The organism is Psychrobacter sp. 1U2, from assembly GCF_051847575.1.
In genome coordinates this window covers 1-532 of record NZ_JBPYDC010001755.1, presented here as the reverse complement: position 1 = coordinate 532, position 532 = coordinate 1, and the positions used below count along the sequence as shown (strand labels likewise).

Here is a 532-nt window from a genome sequence, read left to right as displayed (position 1 = left end):
GCTCTTTTGAAGAAATGGGTGGTATAACCTACTTACTACTATGAGAATGTTAATTAACAAGGTTTAATAGGTATTCGGTGTGACATGTTAAACCAATAGATATCACATAAATAAAAAAAGACGCCAAATGAGAGCGTCTTTTTTTATTTACTGCTCATCTAAGATGAGGGAGCAATTACTATTCTAGTAAGTTTAAAATAGGTTCTGTGCCCAGCGTACAACATGCTGCCACATCCGGTTCACAAAGCCTGACTGTTCGATATCAGTGGTGGCTACAATAGGCACTGAGGCCACTGCCTTGCCATCAATGACTGCCAACATTTTACCAATCTGTTGACCTTTTTTGACAGGCGCTTCTATACTTTCAGGGATATCAACGACTGTAGTAATCTTATTTTTTTGTGTTTTACTGGTTAAGACTTGTAGAGTGTCACCTGTTGTCAGCTCTATCTCATCTGCCTCTCCAAACCATACTGGTAACTTACTGACAAACTGATTAGACGGTGCTTTTGTCACTGTAGTAAAATGACCA

1 pseudogene is annotated in these 532 nt (G+C 38.9%); it reads right to left on the bottom strand.

Features of this window, described 5'->3' with window-relative positions:
• Window positions 1–192 precede the first annotated feature (192 nt).
• A pseudogene (locus ACS8FD_RS24235) lies at window positions 193–532 on the bottom strand (serine-type D-Ala-D-Ala carboxypeptidase); the annotation flags it as partial.